The organism is Streptomyces sp. BBFR102 (assembly GCF_051397025.1).
Taxonomy (GTDB): domain Bacteria; phylum Actinomycetota; class Actinomycetes; order Streptomycetales; family Streptomycetaceae; genus Streptomyces.
In genome coordinates this window covers 5,950,586-5,973,929 of sequence record NZ_CP195757.1, presented here as the reverse complement: position 1 = coordinate 5,973,929, position 23,344 = coordinate 5,950,586, and the positions used below count along the sequence as shown (strand labels likewise).

The following is a 23,344-nucleotide window of genomic DNA, read 5'->3' as shown; positions in this document are numbered from 1 at the left end:
ATCAAGCTCGTCTCAGCGGTCGCCCAGGCGGCCGAGCTCGTTGTCGATGAAGGCGAAGACCTCGTCGGTGCTGGCCGACTCGAAGTTGTCGTCGAGGGAGGAACCGGCCTGCTCGGGGGCCTTGCCGCGCACCTGGTCGAGCATCTGGCCCAGCCGCAGGGCGAGGCCCGCGCGGGTGATCTCGTCCGGGTCCCCGGCCGACAGCAGCGTCTCGAAGCGGTCGATTTCGGCGAGGAGCGACGGTCCCTGCGGGACGGCGTCGTCACCGGCCAGCTCGGCGACGAAGTGTTCGGCGAGCGAGGTGGGGGTCGGGTAGTCGAAGACCAGCGTGGCAGGCAGCCGCAGCCCGGTCGCGGTCGCCAGGTGGTTACGGAGTTCCAGCGCCGTCAGCGAGTCGACGCCCAGCTCGCGGAACTCCTGGCTGACGTCGACGGACTTCGGTGAGGCGTGGCCGAGGACCCGGGCGGCCTGTTCGCGGACCAGGTCGGTGACGTACCGGACGCGCTCGGCGGCACCGAGCCCGGCGAGCTTGGCGCCGAGCGCGGCGGAGGCGCCGGCCGCGTCCGTGGAGGCGGCGGTACGGCGGCCGCTGCGGACCATGGAGCGGAACAGCGGGGGCAGGTCCTCCGGCGCCGCGCCGCGCATCGCTCCCGGGGCGAGACCGACCAGGACGAGGAAGGACTCGTCCGAGCCACGGGCGATGTCGAACAGTTCCAGGCCCTGGTCGACGGCGAGCGGCGGGAGGCCACCGGACTGCATACGGCGCATGTCCGTGTCGGACAGGGTGCTGGTCATGCCGCCGTCGTGGGCCCAGGGGCCCCAGGCCAGCGAGGTGCCGGCCAGGCCGAGGTGGCGCCGGTGCCGGGTGAGGGCGTCCAGGAAGGAGTTGGCCGCGGCGTAGTTGCCCTGGCCGGGGCTGCCCATGACGCCCGCGACGGAGGAGAAGGGCAGGAAGGCGGCGAGGTCGAGGTCGCGGGTCAGCTCGTGCAGGTGCCAGGCGGCGTCGACCTTGGGCCGCAGGACGGAGGCGAGGCGTTCGGGCGTGAGGGAGGCGATCACCCCGTCGTCGAGGATGCCCGCGGTGTGCACGACGGCGGTGAGGGGGTGTGCGGCCGGGACCGCGTCGAGGAGCGCGGCCGTCGCCTCGCGGTCGGCGGTGTCGCAGGCGGCGACGGTGACCTCGGCGCCCAGTTCCTCCAGCTCGGCGGCGAGTTCGGCGGCGCCGGGGGCGTCCGCGCCCCGCCGGCTGGTCAGCAGCAGGTGGCGCATGCCGGCCCGGGCGAAGCGGCGGGCGAGGTGGCCGCCGAGTGCGCCGGTGCCGCCGGTGACGAGGACGGTGCCCTCGGGGTTCCAGCGGGGCGGCATGGTCAGCACGATCTTTCCGGTGTGCTTGGCCTGGCTCATGAAGCGGAACGCCTCGCGGGCCCGGCGGACGTCCCAGGTGCGCACCGGGAGCGGCCGCAGCGCGCCCTCGGCGAAGAGGTCGAGGAGTTCGCCGAGGAGGGCCTTGTTCCGCTCCGGTCCGGCCTCGCCGAGGTCGAAGGCCTGGTAGCGGACCTCGCCCGTGGAGTGCGGGTCGCGGATGTCGGTCTTGCCCATCTCCAGGAACCGGCCACCGGGAGCCGTGACCCGCAACGACGCGTCCACGAACTCCCCCGCCAGCGCGTTCAGGACCACATCCATCCCAGCGCCGCCCGTGACCTCCCGGAACTTCTCCTCGAAGCCCAGGTCACGGGAGGACGCGATGTGAGCGTCGTCCAGGCCCAGCCCCCGCAGCGTCTCCCACTTGGACTCACTCGCCGTCGCGAACACCTCGGCCCCTATGTGCCGCGCCAGCTGGATCGCCGCCATCCCCACACCACCCGCACCGGCGTGGATCAGCACCCGCTCCCCCGCCTGGACCGAGGCCAGGTCACGGAAGGCGTACAGGGCGGTGAGGAAGACCAGCGGCATCGAGGCCGCGTCCTGCATGGTCCAGCCTTCGGGGACCTGGGTGACGTAGTGCTGGTCAGCGACGACGACGGGGCCGAATCCGCCGGGCACGGTGCCGAGGACGCGGTCGCCGGGGGCGAGGCCGGTGACGGCCTCGCCGACGGCGGTGACCACGCCGGCGGCCTCTGTGCCCATGGGGCCCGACTCTCCCGGGTACATGCCGAGCGCGTTCAGCACGTCGCGGAAGTTGAGACCGGCCGCCTCGACGTCGATGCGGACCTCGTGGGCGCCGAGTGGCTGGAGGACCTCCGGGCACGCGGCGAGGACCAGGTTGTCCAGGCTGCCCTTGCCGGTGGTGTCCAGGCGCCACGGGGTGCCGGTGGGGGCGAGGAGGCCGGGTGCCGTGGTGAGCCGTTCGAGCCGGCCGACCAGCGCGGTGCCCTCGCGGACGGCGAACTGGGCGTCGCCGCTGCCCAGCAGACCCGGCAGGTCGGGCAGGAGCGCGCGCAGGGTGTCCGGGGCGTCCGCTCCGTCGAGGTCCAGCAGGACGAAGCGGTCGGGGTTCTCGGACTGGGCGGAGCGCACCAGGCCCCAGGCGGCACCGGCCGCGAGGTCGCGGACGGTCTCGGTGTCATGGGCGGCGACCGCTCCCGTGGTGACGAAGACCAGGCGGGAGTGGGCGAGCCGGTCGGCTGCCTGCCACTGCTGGAGCAGGTCGAGCGTCCGCGTGGTCAGCGTGTGGACGGCGGCGGGCACGTCGGCGCCGTGGGCGTACGGGTCCTCGGTGCCGGCCGTGTCACAGGCCCCGGCGAGCGGGACGAGGACGAAGTCGGGTGCTGCGGACGGGTCGGCGTCGGGGCCGGTCAGGTCGGTGAGGGACGCCAGGGTGGTGCCCACGCCGAACACGTCGTCGCCGAGGGTCGCCGCGGTCAGGCCCTCGGTGGGCTTGACCGCGGGTGCGGCCGTCCAGTCCAGGCGGAAGACCGGCTCCTGGCCTCCGGTGGCGACCGGGGTGCTGGGCACCGTGGGGGCGCGCAGGACCAGGGACTCCGCGCAGAGCACCGGGACGCCCTCGGCGTCGACGGCGGTCAGCCGGACCGACTCGTCCCCGAGCCGGATGATCCGCACCCGCAGCGTGGTGGCGCCCCTGGCGTGCAGGGAGACGCCGTTCCAGGCGAAGGGCAGCAGCAGGTTCTCCTCGCTGCCGACCCCGAGGTAGCCGTTGGCGTGCTGGACGGCGTCAAGGAGCGCGGGGTGCATGCCGAAGTACTGGGCGTCCCCGGCGACCTCCTCGGGGAGGGCGACCTCCACGAAGGCCTCCTCACCGCGGAGCCACACCTGGCGCAGGCCCTGGAAGGACGGCCCGTACCCGGTACGGCTGTAGTCGCCGTCGAACTCCACGGAGACCGCGTCGGCCGGGGGCCAGACGGGTGCTTCGAACGAGTCGGTGCGCTCCTCCACGGCCAGGAACCCGTCGGCGTGCCGGGTCCACGGCGCGTCCACGGCGTCGGAGGGCCGCGAGTAGAAGGTGATCGACCTGGATCCGGTGTCGTCGGGAGCGCCGACGGCGACCTGGACGGAGACCGGGTGCTTCTCGTCGAGGACCATCGGCGCGGCTAGGACGAGTTCCTCGACGCGGGCGCAACCGACCTGGTCGGCGGCGCGGATGGCCATCTCCAGGTAGCCGGTGCCCGGCATGATGACGGTGCCGCCGACGCGGTGGTCGAGCAGCCAGGGGTGGACCTGCATCGAGATCTGGCTGGTGAACAGGACGCCCTCGGAGTCGGCGAGCGGGACGGCCGCGCCGAGCAGGGGGTGTTCGGCGGAGATGAGGCCGGCCGTGCTGATGTCGCCGGTGAGGGCGGCCGGGCGCGGCCAGTACCGCTCGCGCTGGAAGGCGTAGGTGGGCAGCTCGGTGCGGCGGGCGCCGGTGCCGGTGAACCAGGCGGACCAGTCCACCCGGACTCCGCTGACGTGGAGCCCGGCGACCGCGCCGAGCAGCGCGGTCTCCTCATCGCGGTCCTTGCGCAGGGCCGGGAGGACGACCGCCTCGTCCCGGTCGTCGGCTTCGAGGACGCTCTGAGCCAGGACGGTGAGGACGCCGCCGGGGCCGATCTCCAGGAAGGCGTTGGCACCGGCGCCGGTGAGGGCGCGGACGCCGTCGGCGAAGCGGACGGTGGCACGGACGTGCTCCACCCAGTACGCGGCCCGGGTGAGCTGTCCGGGTTCGGCGAGGGCGCCGGTGATGTCGGAGACCACCGGGATACGCGGCTCGGCGTACTCCAGGCTCTCCGCCACCTGCCGGAACGCGTCGAGCATCGGCTCCATCAGCGGGGAGTGGAAGGCGTGGCTGACCGACAGGCGCTGGGTCTTGCGGCCTTCCGCCGCGAACGCCTCCGCGAGGGCGAGGGCTTCGTCCTCGGCGCCGGCGATCACCACGGAGTCGGGGCCGTTCACGGCCGCCAGGGACAGGCCGTCGGTGAGCCGGGGCACCACCTCGGCCTCGGTCGCCCGCACGGCCACCATCGCCCCGCCGGAGGGGAGTTCCTGCATCAGACGGGCGCGGGCGGCGACCAGCGTGCACGCGTCCTCCAGCGAGAAGACTCCCGCCACGTGGGCCGCCGCGATCTCGCCGACCGAGTGGCCCGCGACGTGGCCGGGACGCACGCCCCACGACTCGATGAGGCGGTACAGGGCGACCTCGACGGCGAACAGCGCGGGCTGCGTGTACCCGGTCGTGTCCAGGAGAGCCGCCGTCTCGGAGCCCTCCTCCGCGAACAGCACCTCCCGCAGTGAGGGGGTCAGGCCGGTGTCCAGCCGGGCGAGGACGGCGTCCAGCGCCTCGGCGAAGACCGGGAAACGGTCGTACAGTTCGCGGCCCGTGCCGGCACGTTGCGATCCCTGGCCGGAGAAGAGCAGGGCGAGCGAGCGCACCGCGGCCCGGCCTCGGGCGGCCTCCCACGGCGTCGCGCCGGGGCGGGCGAGGAGCACGGCGCGGTGGTCGAAGCGGGCGCGGCCGGTGGCCAGGGAGTGGCCGACGTCGAGCGGGGCCGCGCCGTCGAGCGCGGTGACGGCCGCGATCTGCGCGTCGAGGGCCTCCTCGGACTTGGCCGACACCGGCCACGGCACCACGGTGGGCGTGGGCCCCGGCAGGACGGCCGCACCGGGTTCGGCGGGCTCCGGGGCCGGGGCCGGGGCCTGCTCGATGATGGTGTGCGCGTTGGTGCCGCTGATACCGAAGGACGAGATGCCCGCCCGCCAGGGCCGGCCGCTGTCGGGCCAGGCCGACTCCTCCGTGAGCAGCCGTATCGCCCCGGCCTCCCAGTCGACGTGGGTCGAGGGCCGGTCGACGTGGAGCGTGCGCGGCAGGACGCCGTGGCGCATCGCCATAACGGTCTTGATGATGCCGGCGACGCCGGCGGCGGCCTGGGTGTGGCCGATGTTCGACTTGATGGAGCCGAGCAGCAGCGGCCGGTCCGCGGGCCGGTCCTGCCCGTACGTCGCCAGCAGCGCCTGCGCCTCGATCGGGTCACCCAGCGGCGTGCCCGTGCCGTGGCCCTCGACCGCGTCGATGTCGGACGGGGTCAGTCCGCCGCCGGCCAGCGCCTGGCGGATGACGCGCTGCTGGGACGGGCCGTTGGGCGCGGTGAGGCCGTTGGAGGCGCCGTCCTGGTTGATGGCCGAGCCGCGCACGACGGCCAGTACCTCGTGACCGTTGCGGCGGGCGTCGGAGAGCCGCTCGACGACGATCAGGCCGACCCCCTCCGACCAGCCGGTGCCGTCCGCCGCGTCCGCGTACGCCTTGCAGCGGCCGTCGACGGCCAGGCCGTTCTGGAGGGTGAAGCCGGAGAAGGCGGACGGGGTGCTCATCATGGTGATGCCGCCCGCCACGGCGAGGTCGCACTCCCCCGCGCGCAGCGCCTGCATCGCCCAGTGGAGGGCGACCAGTGAGGAGGAGCAGGCGGTGTCGACGGTGACCGCCGGGCCTTCCAGGCCGAACGTGTAGGCCAGTCGGCCCGAGACGACGCTCGCGGCGAGGCCGGTGCCGGCGTGGCCCTCCAGGTCCTCGCGGGAGTTCATGACGAGCGTGGAGTAGTCCTGGCCGTTGGTGCCGACGAAGACACCGGTACGGCTGCCGCGCAGTGCGTCGGCGTCGATGCCGGACCGTTCGAACGCCTCCCAGGTGGTCTCCAGGAGCAGGCGCTGCTGCGGGTCCATCGCCAGCGCCTCACGCGGGGAGATACCGAAGAAGCCCGCGTCGAAGTCGGCTGCTCCAGAGAGGAATCCGCCGCGCAGGGTGGCGCTGCGGCCCCGGCCGTCGGCCCCGCCGGTCGTCAGGGTGGCGAGGTCCCAGCCTCTGTCCTCGGGGAATGCCTCGATGCCGTCGCGGCCCTCACTGACCATGGCCCACAGGTCCTGCGGGGAGCGGACCCCGCCGGGCAGGCGGCAGGCCATGCCGACGATGACGACCGGGTCCTCGGCCAGTGCCGCCGGGGTGGCCCGGCCGGAGGCGGGGGTGTCCTGCTCGCCCAGCAGTTCGGCGACGAGGTGTTCGGCGAGTGCCTGGGCGGTCGGGTAGTCGTAGACGGTGGTGGCGGGCAGGCGCAGGCCGGTCGCGAGGGCGATCCGGTTGGGCAGCTCGAGGGCGGTGAGCGAGTCGAAGCCCAGGTCGCGGAAGTTGCGGTCGGCGGCGACGGACTCCGGTCCCGGGTGGCCGAGGACGGCTGCCGCGTGGGTGCGCACCAGCTCCGTGACGCTGTCGGTGCGCTCCTCCGCAAGAAGGCCGCGCAGCCGCTCGGCGAGCCCGGAGGCGGCCGTCCGGGCACGGTCGCGGGTCGTCTCGGCGTCGGCGAGAGCCTGCCGGGCCTCGGGCAGGTCGCGCAGGAGCGCGTTGCCGCGCATGCCGATCAGGCTGTCCAGGACCTGCGGCTGGCGCGGGTCGAACAGGACGGGTGCGGCCTCGGGCCGGGTCACGGCCTGCCGCAGTGCGGCCAGCGCCAGATCCGGGTGGACCGCCGGGTGCCCGGCTCCTGCCCTCGGGACGGCGGGGGCGTCGTCCCCTCCGGCCTCGTCGGCGTCCCCGATCCAGGCGCCCCAGGCCATCGAGGTGGCGGGCAGCCCCTCGCCCCGGCGGCTCCGGGCGAGGGCGTCGAGTACGGCGGTGGCGGCGGCGAGGTTGGCCCGGCCCGCCGTGCCGACGGTGCCGGCGACGGAGGAGCAGAGGGCGAAGACGTCGAGGTCGAGGCCGCGGGTCAGCTCGTCCAGGTGGAGGGCGGGCGCGGTCCGCGCGTGGTGCGGAGCGGCGAACCGTTCCGGGGTCAAGTCGTCGAGGACTCCGTCGTCGACGACTCCGGCGGCGTGCACGACGGCGGAGAGCGGGGTGTCGGCGGGAATGCCGTCGAGGACGGCCGCGAGGGCCTCCCGGTCGGCGGCGTCGCAGGCGACGAGGGTGACGCGGGCGCCGGCCGCCTCCAGTTCGGCGCGGAGCGTGCCGGCGCCGGGGGCGTCGGGACCGCGGCGGCCGAGGAGCACCAGGTGTGCGGCGCCGGCTCCGGCGAGCCAGCGCGCGACGTGGGCGCCGCGTCCGCCGGTACCGCCGGTGACGAGGACGGTTCCGCGGGGCTGCCAGCCGTCGCCGGGCTCCGCGGCCGGTGCCGGGACGAGCCGGCGTGCGAAGGCGGCGGAGGAGCGGACGGCCACCTGGTCCTCGCCGTCGTGTCCGGCGAGGACGGCGGCGAAGCGGCGGGCGGCGCGTTCGTCCCACGCGGAGGGCAGGTCGACGAGCCCGCCCCACACGGCGGGGTGTTCGAGGGCGGCGACCCGGCCCAGACCCCAGACGGCAGCCTGGGCGGGGGCGGTGACGGCCTCGGAACCGGCCACCGCGACGGCTCCTCGGGTCAGACACCACAGGGGGGCGTCGACCTCGGCGTCGAGCAGGGCCTGGAACAGGACGGCGGTCGGGGCGCCGGGGACTCCCGCCGGGTCGCCGGAGACGGCCGCCTCCGGCGTGTCTGCGAGGGCCAGCAGGGAGACCACCCCGGCGAGGGCGGCGCCGTCGGCCAAGAGGGCGCGCAGGCGGTCGGCGAGCGCGTGGCGCTCGACGGTGTCCACGGTGAGGCGGACGACGTCGGTGCCGACGGTGTCGAGGACGGCGGAGATCCAGGGGTCCTCGCCGTACGCGGCGGGCACGACGGCCAGCCAGGTTCCGGCCGGGGCAGGCGCAGCGGCCGGCAGCGACAACGGCCTCCAGGTCTCGTGGTGGCGGTTGGAGTCGACCATGGCCTGGTCCCGGCGCCGGCGCCGCCAGGTGGAGAGGGCCGGAAGTACCGCGCCGAGCGCCTCGGTGTCCACGGACAGGTCGCTGGCGAGACGGGTCAGGTCCTCGCCCTCGACGGCGGTCCAGAAGGCGCCGTCGAGCGGGTCGGAGGAGCCGCCGCCCGTACCGGGGCGCCGGTTGTCGGGCCAGTGGCGGACCCGCTGGAAGGGGTAGGTGGGCAGGTCGACGCGGCGGGCGCCGGTGCCCTCGAAGCAGGCGGCCCAGTCGACGGGGACGCCGGTGACGTGGAGCGTGGCGAGCGCGGTGAGCAGGGCGGGCTCCTCGGCCCGGTCCTTGCGCAGCGCCGGCGCGGTCACGGCCGCGGAGTCGGTGCCCAGGGTCTGCCGGGCGAGGGCGGTGAGGACGCCGCCGGGACCGGCCTCCAGGTAGGCGTCGGCTCCGGCGTCGGCGAGGGCGCGGACGCCGTCGGCGAAGCGGACGGTCTCGCGGACGTGCCGCACCCAGTACTCGGGGTCGGTGAGCTGACCGGGCTCCGCGAGGGCGCCGGTGACGTCGGAGACGACGGGGATACGCGGTTCGGCGTACGTCAGGGAGCGGGCGACCTCGCGGAACGCGTCGAGCATCGGCTCCGTGAGCGCGGAGTGGAAGGCGTGACTGACCGGCAGGCGCTGGGTCTTGCGTCCCTCGGCCACGAACTCGGCTGCCAGCGCGGTCACTTCGCTCTCCGGGCCGGATACGACCACGGAGTCCGGGCCGTTCACCGCCGCCAGGGAGAGTCCCTCGGTCAGCCGTGGGGCGGCCTCCGCCTCGGTGGCCTGCACGGCCACCATGGCACCGCCGGCGGGGAGTTCCTGCATCAGGCGGGCGCGGGCGGCGACCAGCCGGCAGGCGTCCTCCAGCGAGAAGACCCCCGCCACGTGCGCGGCGGCGATCTCGCCGACGGAGTGACCGGCCACGTACTCCGGCGACACGCCCTGCGACTCCAGCAGGCGGTGCAGGGCCACCTCCACGGCGAAGAGCGCGGGCTGGGTGTAGCCGGTGGTGTCCAGGAGAGCCGCCGTCTCGGAGCCTTCCTCCGCGAACAGCACCTCGCGCAGCGGACGGTCCAGCTCCGGGTCGAGCAGGGCGGTGATCTCGTCGAGCGCCTTCGCGAACACCGGGTAACGGTCGTACAGTTCACGGCCCATCCCGGCCCGCTGGGAGCCCTGGCCCGGGAACAGCACCGCGAGCCTGCGCTCGCCGGCCCGGCCCCGCGCCACCTCCACCGGCTCGTCCCCCGCACCGGTCCCCGCCAGCAGGACCGCCCGGTACTCGAAGGAGGCGCGGCCGGTGGCCAGGGAGTGACCGATGTCAAGCGGGGTGGCGCCGGTGACGGTGGTGATCCGGGCGAGCTGCGCGTCGAGCGCCTCCGGGGACTTCGCGGAGACCGGCCAGGGGACGGCCGCCGGGGCCGGGGCGGACGGGGTGGCCGGCGCGGCCTCCACGATCTCCGGGGCCTGCTCGATGATGGTGTGCGCGTTGGTGCCGCTGATGCCGAAGGAGGAGACGGCGGCGCGGCGGGGGCGGCCGGTCTCGGGCCACTCCGTGGTCTCGGTCAGCAGGCGGACGTCGCCCTCGGTCCAGTCCACGTGCGTGGAGGGCCGGTCGATGTGGAGCGACCGGGGCAGGACGCCGTGCCGGATCGCCATGACGGTCTTGATGACCCCGGCGACGCCGGCGGCGGCCTGGGTGTGGCCGATGTTCGACTTGATGGAGCCGAGCAGCAGCGGCCGGTCGCCGTGCCGGTCCTGCCCGTACGTCGCCAGCAGCGCCTGCGCCTCGATCGGGTCGCCCAGGGTGGTGCCCGTCCCGTGCGCCTCCACGGCGTCGACCTCGTCGGTCGAGAGTCCGGCGCTCGCGAGGGCCTGACGGATGACCCGCTGCTGCGAGGGTCCGTTGGGCGCGGTCAGCCCGTTGGAGGCGCCGTCCTGGTTGACGGCGGAGCCGCGCAGTACCGCGAGGACCGGGTGGCCGTTGCGGCGGGCGTCGGACAGGCGCTCGACGACGAGCATGCCCACGCCCTCGGACCAGCCGGTCCCGTCCGCCGCGTCCGCGAACGCCTTGCAGCGGCCGTCGGCGGCCAGGCCGCCCTGCCGGGTGAAGCCGGCGTACCCCATGGCGGTGGACATGACGGTGACGCCGCCGGCGAGCGCCAGGTCGGCTTCGCCGGAGCGCAGCGCGTGCGCGGCCCAGTGGAGGGCGACGAGTGAGGAGGAGCAGGCGGTGTCGATGGTGACCGCCGGGCCCTCCAGGCCGAAGGTATAGGACAGCCGGCCGGAGATGACGCTGGTGGCGAGGCCGGTGGGGGCGTGACCCTCGGCGTCCTGACGGGAGTTCATGACCAAGGTGGTGTAGTCCTGGCCACTGGTGCCGACGAAGACACCGGTACGGCTGCCGCGTACCTCGGCGGGGGTGATGCCGGCCCGCTCGAACGCCTCCCAGGTGGTCTCCAGGAGCAGGCGCTGCTGGGGGTCCATCGCCAGCGCCTCGCGCGGGGAGATGCCGAAGAAGCCGGCGTCGAAGTCGGCGACGTCGTAGAGGAATCCGCCTTCGGAGGTGGCACTGCGGCCGTGGCCGCCCTCGCCGCCGCGCTGGAGGGTGTCGAGGTCCCAGCCCCGGTCGGTCGGGAAGGCGGAGATGCCCTCCTGGCCGTCGAGGACGAGCTGCCACAGCTCCTCGGGGGAGCTGACGCCGCCTGGCATCCGGCAGGCCATGCCGACGATGACGACGGGGTCCTCGGCGAGGGCCGCGGCGACGGGCGTCGGGGCGGTGGCGCCGGTGGCGCGCTGCTCGTCGAGCAGGGCGGCGATCAGGTGCTCCGCCAGCACGCCGGGCGTCGGGTGGTCGAAGACGAGGGTGGCGGGCAGCCGCAGGCCGGTGGCGCCGGTGAGGCGGTTGCGCAGTTCGACGGCGGTGAGGGAGTCGAAGCCCAGGTCGTGGAAGTCGCGTTCGGCGTCGATGGCCTGGGCGGAGGAGTGGCCGAGGACCGAGGCGGCCTCGGCCCGGATCAGGTTCACGGCGAAGCGGAGCCGCTCGTCCTCACGCAGGTCGAGGAGGCGCCGGGTGAGCTCGTCGGCGGTACCCGCGCCGCCGACGGCGGTCGCGGCGGCACGCCGGGTGCCGCGGACCAGGTTGCGCAGCAGCGGCGGCACCTCCCCGGGCATCCGGGTGGAGCCCGAGGCACCGAGGGGTACGAGGTGCGGCTCGTCGGAGACGACCGCGGCGTCGAGGAGGGCGAGCCCCTGCTCGACGGTGAGCGGGGCGGCCCCAGAGGCGGTGACGCGCTGCATGTCGGCCTCGGTGAGGGTGCCGGTCATACCGCTGGCCTGTTCCCAGGCCCCCCAGGCCAGGGAGAGCCCGGCCAGGCCCTCGGCCCGGCGGTACTGCGCCAGCGCGTCCATGAACACGTTGGCAGCGGCGTAGTTGGCCTGCCCCGCACTACCCATCACACCCGACACCGACGAGAACATCACGAACGCCGCCAGACCCATGCCCCGCGTCAACTCATGCAGATGCCACGCAGCGTCCACCTTCGGACGCAACACCCCCGACAACCGCTCCGACGACAACCCCGTCACCACACCGTCGTCCAACACACCCGCCGCATGCACCACAGCCGTCAACGGATGCCCCACCGGCACCGAACCCAGCAGCTCCGCCACCGCACCACGGTCCGCCACATCACAGGCCACCACATCCACCTGGGCACCCAGCCCGGCCAACTCCTCACGGAAAGCCTCCACACCCTCCACCGCCGGACCACGCCGCGACACCAGCAACAGACGCCGCACCCCACGCACCGACACCAGATGACGCGCCACCTCACGCCCCAGACCACCCGTCCCACCAGTGACCAGGACAGTCCCCTCAGGCTCCCAGCGCGCCGGCATCGTCAGCACGATCTTGCCCACATGCTTCGCCCGACTCATGAAACGGAACGCCTCACGCGCCCGCCGCACATCCCACGTACACACCGGCAACGGGCACAACGCCCCCTCGGCGAACAGGCCCAGGAGCTCGGACAGCATCTCGCCGATACGGTCCGGCCCCGCCTCGCCCAGATCGAAAGCGCGGTACCGCACGTCACCGACCGCGTGCGGGTCGCGGATATCGGTCTTGCCCATCTCCAGGAACCGGCCACCGGGAGCCGTGACCCGCAACGACGCGTCCACGAACTCCCCCACCAGCGCATTCAGGACCACATCCATCCCAGCGCCACCAGTCACCTCCCAGAACTTCCCCTCGAAGCCCAGATCACGCGAGGACGCGATATGAGCGTCGTCCAGCCCCAGCCCCCGCAACGTCTCCCACTTGGGCTCACTCGCCGTCGCAAACACCTCGGCACCCAGATGCCGCGCCAGCTGGATCGCCGCCATACCGACACCGCCCGCACCGGCGTGGATCAGCACCCGCTCCCCCGCCGACAGGCCGGCGAGTTCGGTGAGCGCGTAGTAGGTGGTGAGGAAGACCAGGGGCACCGAGGCGGCGTCCTCGTCGCTCCACTCCCCGGGTACGCGGGTGAGGAAGCGCTCGTCGATCAGGATCTCCGTGGCGAGGCCGCCGGGGACCATGCCCATGACGCGGTCGCCCACGGAGAGCCCGGTGACCTCGGGGCCCACGGCGGTGACGAACCCGGCCGCTTCCGCGCCGAGCAGCCCGGCCTCGCCGGGGTACATGCCGAGCGCGTTCAGCACGTCACGGAAGTTCAGGCCCGCAGCTCGTACCTGGACCCGGACCTGGCGCTCCTGAGGCTCCGACAGCTCCTCGGGGCAGGGGCGCAGGGTGAGCGCGTCCAGGCTGCCGCGCGAGGGGGAGTCCAGGCGCCAGGGGCCGTCGGTGGGCGGCAGGAGAGACGGGGCGGTCACGGCCCGGTCGAGGCGGCCGACCAGGACGGCGCCCTCGCGGACGACGAACTGGGCGTCGCCGCCCGAAAGCGGGCCGAGGAGTTGCGGCAGAGCGGTCTCGACGGGGGTGGTGCGGTCCAGGTCGAGGAGGGCGAACCGGGTGGGGTTCTCCGACTGGGCGGCGCGGACGAGGCCCCAGACGGCGGCGGCGGGGAGGTCGTCGACCCGCTCGCCGGGGCGGGTGGAGACCGCGCCCCGGGTGACGAAGACGAGGCGGGCGTCGGCGAACCGTTCGTCGGCCAGCCACTCCTGCGCCAGGGCGAGGGCCTGCGCGGTGCGCTCGTGGGTGGCGGCGGGCACGTCGGCGCCCTCGGCCGGCGCGAGGACCTCGACCAGGACGAGGTCCTCCTCGCCGGTCAGCGGGGCGAGGGTGGCCGCGGCCCCGTCGGTGCCGAGGGCACCGACGGTCGTGTGACGGGCGGCGGGGGCGTCGCCGGTCTCGGGGGCGGCGGTCCACTCCAGGCGGAGCAGCGAGTCGAGTTCGGTGCGGCGCGCGGCCGGGGCGTGGTCCCCGGCGGGGAGACGCAGCACCAGCGACTCGGCGGAGAGCACCGGGGCGCCCTCGACGTCCACGGCAGCGATGGAGACGGAGTCCTCGCCGGTCCGGGCAACGCGGAAGCGGACCACGGAGGCGCCGCCGGCGTGCAGGGAGACTCCGGCCCACAGGAACGGGAGCAGCTGGTGCTCGTCGTCGAGCCCGGCGAAGCCGACGGACTGGACGGCGGCGTCGAGCAGCGCGGGGTGCATCCCGTAGTACTCGGCGTCGTCGGCCTGCGGGGGCAGGGCCGCCTCGACGAACGCCTCGTCGCCGCGCTTCCAGACGGAGCGGATGGTGCGGAAGACCGGGCCGTACTCGGTGCGGTCGTAGAAGTCCTCCAGGCCGACGGCGACCGCGCCCTTGGGGGGCCAGGTCTCGGCGTCGGCGGGGAGGGTGACGGCACCGGTGGTCAGGACGCCGGTCGCGTGCTGCGTCCAGGTGGCGTCCGGGGTGTCGGCGGACCGGGAGTACAGGCTGACCGTGCGGGCGCCGCTCTCGTCGGGGGCGCCGGCCCAGACCTGGACGACCACGGCGGTGTCCGCGGGCAGCAGCAGCGGGGTGGCGAGGGTGAACTCCTCGACGCGATCGCAGCCGACCTCGTCGGCGGCGCGTACGGCCAGTTCCAGGAAGCCGGTGGCGGGGAAGAGCACCATGCCGCCGCCGACGGTGTGGTCGGCGAGCCAGGGGTGGGTGGTGAGGGAGAGCCGTCCGGTGAAGAGGACGCCTTCGGAGGCGGCGAGGCCGGTGGCGGCGCCCAGCAGCGGGTGTGCGGCGGGGCTCAGACCGGCGCCGGTGACGTCCCCGCCGTGTGCGGAGGGGCGCGGCCAGTACCGCTCGTGCCGGAAGGCGTAGGTGGGCAGGTCGACGCGGCGGGCGCCGGTGCCCTCGAAGCAGGCGGCCCAGTCGACGGGGACGCCGGTGACGTGGAGCGTGGCGAGCGCGGTGAGCAGGGCGGGCTCCTCGGCCCGGTCCTTGCGCAGCGCCGGCGCGGTCACGCTGTCGCTCGCGGTGCCGGCGGCGTCGAGGGTCTGCTGGGCGAGGGCGGTGAGGACGCCGCCGGGGCCGATCTCCAGATAGGCGTTGGCGCCGGCCTGGTCGAGGGCGTGGACGGCGTCGGCGAAGCGGACGGTGGAGCGGACGTGCTCGACCCAGTACGCGGGCGTGCTGAGCTGCCCGGGCTCGGCGAGGGTGCCGGTCACGTCGGAGACGACGGGGATGCGCGGTTCGCCGTACCCCAGGCCCTTGGCGACATCGTGGAAGGCGTCGAGCATCGGCTCCATGAGCGCCGAGTGGAAGGCGTGGCTGACCGCCAGGCGCTGGACCTTGCGTCCTTCGGCGGTGAACTCCGACGCCAGGGAGTCGATCTCGTGGTCCGGACCGGCGATCACCACGGACTCCGGGCCGTTGACCGCGGCCAGGGACAGGCCCTCGGTCAGCCGCCCGGCGGTCTCGGTCTCGGTCGCCTGGACGGCCACCATGGCGCCGCCCGCGGGCAGTTCCTGCATCAGGCGGGCGCGGGCGGCGACCAGCGTGCACGCGTCCTCCAGGGAGAGGACGCCCGCGATGTGGGCGGCGACGATCTCCCCGACAGAGTGGCCCGCGACGAACTCCGGGACGACCCCGAAGGACTCGACCAGGCGGTAGAGGGCGACCTCCACGGCGAAGAGCGCGGGCTGGGTGTAGCCGGTGGTGTCCAGGAGGGCGGCTTCGTCGGAGCCTTCCTCCGCGAAGAGCACCTCGCGCAGCGGACGGTCCAGCCTCGGGTCGAGCAGGGCCAGGACTTCGTCCAGCGCCTTCGCGAACACCGGGAAACGGCCGTACAGTTCACGACCCATTCCGGCGCGCTGCGAGCCCTGGCCGGAGAACAGCACCGCGAGCCTGCGCTCCACGGCACGGCCCCGCGCCACCTCCACCGGCTCGTCCTCGCCGTCGGCGCCCGCCAGCAGGACCACCCGGTGGTCGAAGGAGGCGCGGCCGGTGGCCAGGGAGTGCCCGATGTCCAGGGGTGCGGCGTCGACTGCGGTGATCCGGGCGAGCTGGCCGGGCAGTGCTTCCCCGGTACGGGCGGAGACGGGCCACGGGACGACCCGCGCGACGGCTTCGGGCTCCGTCAGGGGCTCGGGGGACTCCGTGTCGGCGGTCTCCGGCTCCGGCTGTTCGAGGATCACGTGGGCGTTGGTGCCGCTGAGGCCGAAGGAGGAGACTCCGGCGCGCCAGGGGCGCCCGGTCTCGGGCCAGCCGGTCGTCTCGGTGAGGAGCCGGACCGCTCCGGCCTCCCAGTCGACGTGGGTGGAGGGCTGGTCGATGTGGAGGGACCGCGGCAGGGCGCCGTGGCGCATGGCGAGCACCATCTTGATCACACCCGCGACGCCGGCGGCGGCCTGGGTGTGGCCGATGTTCGACTTGATGGAGCCGAGCAGCAGCGGCCGGTCGCCGTGCCGGTCCTGCCCGTACGTCGCCAGCAGCGCCTGCGCCTCGATCGGGTCACCCAGCGGGGTGCCCGTCCCGTGCGCCTCTACCGCGTCGACCTCGTCGGCGGTGAGCCGGGCCGTCGCCAGCGCCTGACGGATGACCCGCTGCTGCGAGGGTCCGTTGGGCGCGGTCAGCCCGTTGGAGGCGCCGTCCTGGTTGATGGCCGAGCCGCGCACGACGGCGAGGATGTCGTGACCGTTGCGGCGGGCGTCGGACAGGCGCTCCAGGACGAGCATGCCCACGCCCTCGGACCAGCCGGTCCCGTCGGCGGCGTCGGCGAACGCCTTGCACAGGCCGTCCCCGGCGAGGCCGCCCTGACGGGTGAACCCGAAGAAGTTCATGGGCGTCGACAGCACGGTCACCCCGCCCGCGAGGGCGAGGGAGCTCTCCCCGCTCCGCAGGGACTGGGCGGCGAGATGGAGCGCGACGAGGGAGGAGGAGCAAGCGGTGTCGACGGTGAGGGCGGGGCCTTCCAGTCCGAGCGCGTAGGAGACGCGACCGGAGATGACACTGGTGGCCAGGCCCGTACTGGCGTGCCCCTCGACGTCCTCGCGGGAGGTCATGACGAGGTTGGCGTAGTCCTGGCCGGTGGTGCCGACGAAGATGCCGGTGGCGCTGGAGCGCAGGCCGGTCGGGTCGATGCCGGACCGCTCCAGGGCCTCCCAGGAGGTCTCCAGCAGCAGGCGCTGCTGCGGGTCCATCGCCATCGCCTCACGCGGGGAGATCCCGAAGAACCCCGCGTCGAAACCGCCCACGTCGTGCAGGAAGCCGCCGCGCCGCGTGGCGCTGACGCCGCGGTTGTCGCCACCGCCGCCGAAGAGGGCGTCCAGGTCCCAGCCGCGGTCGGCGGGGAAGCCGGTGATGCGGTCCTCGCCGTCGGCGAGCATCCGCCACAGGTCCTCGGGAGTCTCGATGCCGCCGGGCATCCGGCAGGCCATGCCGACGATGACGACCGGGTCGTCGGCGACATCGGCGGCCACCGTCGGCACGCCGGTCTCGCCCTGTTCGTCGAGGAGTTCGGCGACCAGGTGTTCGGCGAGGCCTTGGGGAGTGGGGTAGTCGAAGACGAGGGTGGCGGTGAGGCGCAGGCCGGTGACGGTGGTCAGGCGGTTGCGCAGTTCGACGGCGGTGAGGGAGTCGAAGCCCAGCTCGCGGAACTCGCGCCCGGGTTCCACGGCCCGCGCCGAGGCGTGGCCCAGCACGGCGGCGGCCTCGGTACGGACCAGTTCGACGGCGTGGCGGACCCGGTCCTCGGCGGGAAGCGCCAGGAGGCGGCGGGCGAGGTCGGCCGCGGTGCTCGCGCCGCCGGCGGCCGTGGCGGCGGAGCGACGCGTGCCGCGAACGAGGTTGCGCAGCAGCGGCGGGACCAGGCCGAGGACGCGTTGGTCGCCCGACGGGGCGCCGATCGGCACGACCAGGGGCTCGTCGGAGACGACCGCGGCGTCGAGGAGGGCGAGCCCCTGCTCGACGGTGAGCGGGGCGGCCCCAGAGGCGGTGACGCGCTGCATGTCGGCCTCGGTGAGGGTGCCGGTCATACCGCTGGCCTGTTCCCAGGCCCCCCAGGCCAGGGAGAGCCCGGCCAGGCCCTCGGCCCGGCGGTACTGCGCCAGCGCGTCCATGAACACGTTGGCAGCGGCGTAGTTGGCCTGCCCCGCACTACCCATCACACCCGACACCGACGAGAACATCACGAACGCCGCCAGACCCATGCCCCGCGTCAACTCATGCAGATGCCACGCAGCGTCCACCTTCGGACGCAACACCCCCGACAACCGCTCCGACGACAACCCCGTCACCACACCGTCGTCCAACACACCCGCCGCATGCACCACAGCCGTCAACGGATGCCCCACCGGCACCGAACCCAGCAGCTCCGCCACCGCACCACGGTCCGCCACATCACAGGCCACCACATCCACCTGGGCACCCAGCCCGGCCAACTCCTCACGGAAAGCCTCCACACCCTCCACCGCCGGACCACGCCGCGACACCAGCAACAGACGCCGCACCCCACGCACCGACACCAGATGACGCGCCACCTCACGCCCCAGACCACCCGTCCCACCAGTGACCAGGACAGTCCCCTCAGGCTCCCAGCGCGCCGGCATCGTCAGCACGATCTTGCCCACATGCTTCGCCCGACTCATGAAACGGAACGCCTCACGCGCCCGCCGCACATCCCACGTACACACCGGCAACGGGCACAACGCCCCCTCGGCGAACAGGCCCAGGAGCTCGGACAGCATCTCGCCGATACGGTCCGGCCCCGCCTCGCCCAGATCGAAAGCGCGGTACCGCACGTCACCGACCGCGTGCGGGTCGCGGATATCGGTCTTGCCCATCTCCAGGAACCGGCCACCGGGAGCCGTGACCCGCAACGACGCGTCCACGAACTCCCCCACCAGCGCATTCAGGACCACATCCATCCCAGCGCCGCCCGTGACCTCGCGGAACTTCCCCTCGAAGCCCAGGTCACGCGAGGACGCGATATGAGCGTCGTCCAGGCCCAGCCCCCGCAACGTCTCCCACTTGGGCTCACTCGCCGTCGCAAACACCTCGGCGCCCATGTGCCGTGCCAGCTGGATCGCCGCCATACCGACACCGCCCGCACCGGCGTGGATCAGCACCCGCTCCCCCGCCTGGACCGAGGCCAGGTCACGGAAGGCGTACAGGGCGGTGAGGAAGACCAGCGGCACCGAGGCCGCGTCCTCGTCGCTCCACTCCTCGGGCACGCGGGTCACGTACCGCTCGTCGACGAGGACGGTGTCGGCGAGGCCCCCGGGGATCATGCCGGTCACGCGGTCGCCGACGGCGATCCCGGTGGCGTCCGGGCCCACTGCCGTGACGAGGCCGACCGCCTCCGAGCCGAGCAGTCCGGCCTCGCCGGGGTACATGCCGAGCGCGTTCAGCACGTCACGGAAGTTCAGGCCAGCGGCCCGCACCTCGACCCGGACGGCGCGGCCCTCCGGCTCGTCCAGTGCCTCGGGTGCGGGGACGAGGGAGAGGCCGTCGATGCTGCCGGGGACGGTGGTGTCCAGGCGCCACGGCAGCCCCGGGACCGGCAGCAGGCTCGCGCCGGTGGCCAGCCGGGCCAGCCGGGCCACCAGGACGGCCTCGTCGCGTACGGCGAACTGCGTGTCGCCGGCCGCCAGCAGGGGAGGTAGCTGCGCCAGGAGTTCGTCGGAGGGCGCGGCGGTGCCCGCGTCGAGGTCGAGGAGGGCGAAGCGGCCGGGGTTCTCGGCCTCGGCGCTGCGGACGAGTCCGTGCACCGCGGCGGCGGCGAGATCGCTCACGCCGGTGTCGGACCCGGTGGCGACGGCGCCCCGGGTGACGAACACGAGACGTCCGGCGGCGGAGGTGGCCGGATCCAGCCACTCCTGGATCAGTGCCAGGGCGCGCGCGGTGGCCGCGTGGACGGCCGTGGGGGTGTCGTCCTCGACGCCCTCCAACGGGGCCAGGACCAGGTCGGGGGCGGGCGTGACGGCGGCGGCGTCGGCGAGGGAGGCCACCGGGCCGGGCCAGGCCCGGTCGGCACCGAGGGTGACGGCGCGCGCGGGGGCGGCGCCGCCCTCGGGCGCGGCCACCCACTCCAGGCGCAGGAGCCCGTCCTGCTCACTGCTGTGCAGGGTGGGGGCCCGAAGCGCCGAAGGGGCGCGCAGGATGAGGGAGTCGGCGGAGAGCACCGGGGCGCCTTCGACGTCCACGGCGGCGATGGACACGGTGTCCTCACCGACCCGGGCGACCCGCACTCGCACCACGGAGGCGCCGCCCGCGTGCAGCGAAACGCCGGACCAGGAGAACGGTACGAGCTTCTTGCCGTCGCCGAGGCCGGCGAAACCGACGGACTGGACGGCCGCGTCGAGCAGCGCCGGATGCATCCCGTAGTACTCGGCGTCGTCCACCTGGGGCGGCAGCGCGACCTCGACGAAGGCCTCGTCGTCGCGGGTCCAGACGGCGCGCAGGCCCTGGAAGACCGGGCCGTACTCGGTGCGCGTGTAGAAGCCCTCGAGGTCGGCGGCGACGGCGCCGCGGGGCGGCCAGACGGCGGAGTCGAAGCCGGTGACGCGCTCGCCACGGGTCAGCAGCCCGGAGGCGTGCTCGGTCCAGCGCTGCTCGGGGTCGTCGACGGCCTGGGAGTAGACGGTGACGCGGCGGGCGCCGTCGGCGTCGGCCGCGCCGACGTGGACCTGGACGACGGCCGCCGAGTTCTCGGTGAGGATGAGGGGCTTGGCGAGGGTGAGGTCCTCGACGCGGTCGCAGCCGACCTGGTCACCGGCGCGGACAGCGAGTTCGAGGAAGCCGGTGCCGGGGAAGGCCACCATCCCGCCGACCGTGTGGTCCAGCAGCCACGGGTGGGTCTGCACGGAGAGGCGTCCGGCGAAGAGGACCCCGTCGCTGCCGGCCAGCGACACGGCGGCGCCGAGCAGCGGGTGTTCGGCGGAGACCAGGCCCGCGGCGCTGACGTCCCCGGCGGCGGCCATCAGGACGGGCCAGTAGCGCTCGTGCTGCCAGCGGTAGGTGGGCAGCTCGGTGCGGCGGGCGCCGGTGCCCTCGAAGCAGGCGGCCCAGTCGACGTCGACACCGGCGACGTGGAGCCGGGCCAGCGCGGTGAGCAGGGCGCGCTCCTCGGCGCGGTCCTTGCGCAGGACGGGGACGGCGACGACGTCGGGCCCGTCCAGGCACTGCTGGGCGAGGGCGGTGAGGATGCCGTCGGGGCCCAGTTCGACGAAGGTGTCGGCGCCGGCGCCGGCCAGGGCGCGGACGCCGTCGGCGAAGCGGACCGTGGAGCGGACGTGGTCCACCCAGTACTCGGGGTCGCACAGCAGGCGGTCGTCGGCGAAGGCGCCGGTGACGTTGGAGACGACCGGCAGGACCGGCTCGTGGTAGGTGAGGCTCTCGGCGACGCGGCGGAACTCCGCGAGCATCGGCTCCATCAGCGGCGAGTGGAAGGCGTGGCTGACCGCCAGGCGCTGCGTCTTGCGGCCCTCGGCGGCGAACTCGGCGGCCAGCGCGAGGACCTGGGCCTCGTCGCCCGCCAGGGTGACGGAGTCGGGGCCGTTGACGGCGGCCAGGGCGACGCCCTCGGTCAGGCGCGGGGCGGCCTCGGCCTCGGTGGCCTGGACGGCGACCATGGCGCCGCCCGCGGGCAGTTCCTGCATGAGGCGAGCGCGGGCGGCGACCAGCGTGCAGGCGTCCTCCAGCGAGAGCACACCGGCGACGTGGGCGGCGGCGATCTCGCCGATGGAGTGGCCGGCCACGAAGTCCGGGACCACGCCCCAGGACTCGACGAGGCGGTGGAGGGCGACCTCGACGGCGAAGAGCGCGGGCTGGGTGTAGCCGGTGGTGTCCAGGAGGGCCGCCTCGGGGGTGCGGCGCCGGGCGAACATCACCTCCCGCAGCGGGCGGTCCAGTCGCGGATCGAACAGGGCGGTGATCTCGTCCAGTGCCTTCGCGAAGACCGGGAAGCGGGCGTACAGTTCGCGGCCCATCTCGGCGCGCTGGGCGCCCTGGCCGGAGAACAGGACGGCGAGGGAGCGTTCGGTGGCGCGGCCGCGGGCCACCTCGGCGGGGACGCCGTCGAGGCCGGAGAGCAGGACGGCGCGGTGCTCGAAGAGGGAGCGCCCGGTGGCCAGGGAGTGGCCGATGTCCAGGGGCGTGGCGTCGGTGAGAGCGGTGACGGCCTCGATCTGCGCGTCCAGGGACGCCTCGGAGCGGGCGTGGACGGGCCACGGCACGACGGTCGGGACGGTCTCGGGCTCTGCCGGGGACTCCGGTTCGGCGGTGGGTCCGGCCTGCTCGATGACGACGTGGGCGTTGGTGCCGCTGATGCCGAAGGAGGAGACGCCGGCGCGGCGAGGGCGGCCGGTCTCGGGCCATTCGACGTCCTCGGAGAGCAGCCGGACGGCCCCGGAGCCCCAGTCGACGTGGCGCGAGGGGTGGTCGGCGTGGAGGGAGCGCGGGACGACGCCGTGCCGCATCGCCATGATCATCTTGATGACCCCGGCGACTCCCGCTGCGGCCTGCGCGTGGCCGATGTTCGACTTGACGGAGCCGAGCAGCAACGGCCGGCCCTCGGGGCGGCCCTGGCCGTAGGTGGCGAGCAGGGCCTGCGCCTCGATGGGGTCGCCGAGGGGCGTTCCCGTCCCGTGGCCCTCGACCGCGTCGACGTCGGCGGCGGTGAGTCCGGCGGCGGCCAGCGCCTGCTGGATGACGCGCTGCTGGGAGGGGCCGTTGGGCGCGGTGAAGCCGTTGGAGGCGCCGTCCTGGTTGACGGCCGAGCCGCGCAGCACGGCGAGGACCGGGTGACCGTTGCGGCGGGCGTCGGAGAGCCGCTCCAGAAGGAGGACACCGACCCCCTCCGACCAGCCGGTGCCGTCGGCCTCGTCGGCGAACGCCTTGCAGCGGCCGTCCCCGGCCAGGCCGCCGGCGCGGCTGAACTCCATCAGCGAGCCGGGGGCGGACATGACGTTGACGCCGCCGGCGAGGGCGAGGCCGCACTCCCCCGCGCGCAGGGCGTGGGCGGCGGCGTGGAGGGCGACGAGGGAGGAGGAGCAGGCGGTGTCGACGGTGACCGCCGGGCCCTCCAGGCCCAGGGTGTAGGAGAGGCGGCCGGAGGTGGCGCTGGCGGCGATGCCGGTGCCGATGTCGCCGGTCGCGTCGGCGAGGGAGCGCACCAGGAGGTACGCGTAGTCCTGGCCGTTGGTGCCGACGAAGACGCCGGTGCGGCTGCCGCGCAGGCTGCGCGGGTCGATGCCCGCCCGCTCGACGGCCTCCCAGGAGGTCTCCAGCAGCAGCCGCTGCTGGGGGTCCATGGAGACGGCTTCGCGCGGGGAGACGCCGAAGAAGGAGGCGTCGAAGTCGGCGGCCCCGTCGAGGAAGCCGCCCTGCTGGCTGACGGAATGGCCACGGGCGTCGACCCCGGCGTCCCGCAGCGCGTCCAGGTCCCAGCCCCGGTCGGTGGGGAAGCCGCCGACGGCGTCGGTGCCGGAGGCGACGAGGTGCCACAGGTCCTCGGGGGAGGTGACTCCCCCGGGGTAACGGCAGCTCATCGCGACGACGGCGACAGGCTCCGAGGCGGCGGCCGCGAGGTCGCGGTTCTGCCGGCGCAGGCGTTCGGTCTCCTTGAGCGAGGCCCGGAGAGCTTCGACAACTTTTTCGCTGGGCGTGGTCATGATGGCTCCG

The 23,344-nt window shown here is 74.5% G+C and carries 1 protein-coding gene; it reads right to left on the bottom strand.

Annotation, left to right across the window (positions count from 1 at the left end):
- Nucleotides 1–12 precede the first annotated feature (12 nt).
- Nucleotides 13–23,334: a type I polyketide synthase gene (locus ACSLIC_RS26160; RefSeq protein ID WP_436740163.1), complete on the bottom strand. Its 23,322-nt coding sequence runs from the start codon at nucleotides 23,332–23,334 to the stop codon at nucleotides 13–15.
- Between the last annotated feature and the right edge of the window lie 10 nt (nucleotides 23,335–23,344).